This window comes from Aquimarina hainanensis (genome assembly GCF_042684685.1).
In the GTDB taxonomy this organism is placed as follows: domain Bacteria; phylum Bacteroidota; class Bacteroidia; order Flavobacteriales; family Flavobacteriaceae; genus Aquimarina; species Aquimarina hainanensis.
The window spans coordinates 1-2,571 of record NZ_JBHULX010000024.1 but is presented as its reverse complement, the minus strand read 5'-3'; the positions used below and the strand labels follow the sequence as shown (position 1 = coordinate 2,571).

Below are 2,571 nucleotides of genomic sequence, written 5' to 3'. Positions count from 1 at the left end.
TGTTCCTCATTCTGGGATTAACTTCCCAGGTCATTAAATGAAGATCTTGTCTGTTTTGATGTACTGTTGCTGTTTTGTTTAAATCCATGTTTTCTTTTTTATTGACGCCTTTCAAGTTCTCTTTCAACTATTTCATATATTTCATGATCATAATCTTTGCTTTTAACGTCAGTGTTAATCAGGTAATCTTGTAGTTCTTCATCCGGTACTCGCTTTGTTTCTAAGTACATAGAATTCAGATAATCCGTTCTATTTGTAATTACTTTTGCTTTCTTTAATACCGTTCTAAAACGCCGCCCTATGCCGTTCTTTTCGCTGTTATGGTTAACTTCTTCATCCCCTACTCCTTTAAACATTTTTTCAATAACCTCGGGATTTATTTTGTTTTTAGTGAGTGATATCGCTTCGCTATTTCCTTGTGACATCATTTGGGCGTACTCACATCTCTGGTCGAAATATTTTGCCAACCAGTTCATTATTTTTTCTTGGCTTATATTCTCGTAGAAATCTCCATAAACACCTTCTTTCACATTTCTGAAGAACAGTGTCATGTCTGTTATCTTCAAGCTGTATGTTTCGAATATTCTTATCGATGTAAATTCTATTTGAACATCAGACATTTTGTTTTTGACATTGGTAGTATCGTTGAGATTTATAAGCCACATACTGATATAGCCAATAATCCATTCTCTTCCATGTATTTTTTTTAGCCCTTGTAATGTTTTGGACGGTAAAGAAATAGCGTCTTTAACTGTTTTTATCTTATGTGAATGCTCGAAACATTTACTGGGGCTGTACAACTCCAAGTCTTTCAGCCGTCTTTCTTCTGAACGAGTCAGATACGCCTGTTTGTTTTGCTTCTGTAAACCCATTTGTTTTGTTTTTGAAATTGTTTTCTAAGATTTTTAAAAAGTTTTTCTTTTGCATTATCCAATCGAACGTACACACAAATCCTCGATCATTTTTCCCATTCAAAAAACTGCTATCATGTGCTTTTTGGAACACTTCACCGATCTCATCCAGAGAATAGTCTTTATGCAAAAGCCTGAAAGCTCTTCTACGTGATTCTGTAATTTCTCGAATGGTAGGTATCTCACAATTGCTTGCTAGGTCGTTGAATATTTTTTTAATTTCTTGAAAGTTTAGTTTTTCATTTTCATCTTTATTTTCATCTTTATTTTCATTTTCATTTTCATTTTCAATTGCATTTACATTTACATTTGCTTTATTGTTAACCATTTGGTTAACTAGTTCTTTAAACCACTCTCTAACCCTTGATTTTATTAATGTTTCGTCTTTAATAACTTCATCATTTTCTTTTATAAAGTCATCCATGACGAACATTTTTTTAATCTTTTCTTTGTCTTTTTTATTCAAATTTGACCGAGAAATTAAACCCGCAAAACATGCTGATGCTGCTTTTTTTGGCTTGCTGGTTGAACGTTTGCTTATCTCTTCGTCTAACCGTTCGTTTAACCACCCGTTAACCATTTGCTTGAACTTTTGGTTGAGCACAGAGATTATAGTTTGCTCAGAACACCCCGAACAATACATAACTAATCTTTTGGTGTCGTTGGGAATTATTCCATTTTGGTGCTGGTATATTATTAGATCAATGTAACAAGCTCTTTCTTCTGGCAGCATCATACGTGTGCCTTCGTAGAAGTCTTTTGAGTAAAACAAGAATGCTGGATCTTTTGCCATTTTAAGCGTTTGTAGGGGTTGTTTTATTAGCTATATATTTCGACACATAATCTTCTTCCTCTTCTAGTAGACGAGGATTTGATCTTATTAAGGTGCCAGTGATTTGCACTTTAACCTCTGTTCCGCTTTCCCGGAATATGAAATATGTATTTGGCTCTACAAGAGATGAAGTATAGGTCATATCTTTTCTATTTTTTGAGCGATAGCGTTGTCAAATCGATGTATTATCCCCCCGCGGTAAATCTCATTCAACTCTAGGTTGAACGATACACTTACCTTGTCTTCAGGCATAATGTTATCTAGCTGAGAGAACATTTCCTTTCTTACCTGAACACGGCAAGGCTTAGACTTGTTTTCTTGTATTAATATTAGATCTATTCTTTTTTGCTCTATTTTGTCAATCTTTAAAACTATCCCCTCTATGTTCATTGATTTTAATATTTTATTACAACCTCATGCTTTTTCACTTCTTAAATCTCCGTCTTCCATCCAATACCAGACATCGGGTTGGATTAATACACCTTTAATTTTGTTCTCGCCGACTTTTGCTTTAAATATATCTTTGATATACCTATTGTGAGATTCGTCTATCCTCCAATCAACTATAACTATCCAGCCCTTTGAGGCTTTTGATTTTGAGTTTACTCCCAAAGAACAAGCTATTGTTTCGTCTCCCGATGTATTAGCGTGTGCGAATCTACCCGATGTGTTAGCATGTGCTTTGTATCCCGATGTGTTAGCGTGTGCTTCGTATCCCGATGTGTTAGCGTGTGCGAATCTACCCGATGTGTTAGCATGTGCTTTGTATCCCGATGTGTTAGCGTGTGCTTCGTATCCCGATGTGTTAGCGTGTGCGAATCTACCCGA

General features: G+C 35.4%; 4 protein-coding genes. All 4 read right to left on the bottom strand.

What is annotated here, in order from left to right:
* Nucleotides 1–98: 98 nt before the first annotated feature.
* Nucleotides 99–806, bottom strand: a complete 708-nt coding sequence (locus tag ACFSTE_RS13200; protein WP_378256033.1) for a hypothetical protein — start codon at nt 804–806, stop codon at nt 99–101.
* Complete coding sequence (locus ACFSTE_RS13195; RefSeq protein WP_378256035.1) at nt 784–1,704, bottom strand: DUF1376 domain-containing protein; 921 nt, start codon at nt 1,702–1,704, stop codon at nt 784–786. The genes ACFSTE_RS13200 and ACFSTE_RS13195 overlap by 23 nt, the downstream gene beginning before the upstream one ends.
* Before the next feature lies 1 nt (nt 1,705).
* The gene (locus ACFSTE_RS13190; RefSeq protein ID WP_378256037.1) at nt 1,706–1,885 is read right to left on the bottom strand and encodes a hypothetical protein; all 180 of its coding nucleotides are present in this window, start codon (nt 1,883–1,885) and stop codon (nt 1,706–1,708) included.
* Between the two features lie 272 nt (nt 1,886–2,157).
* Nucleotides 2,158–2,571: hypothetical protein (locus tag ACFSTE_RS13185; protein ID WP_378298180.1), on the bottom strand; the 414-nt coding region annotated here is incomplete at its 5' end.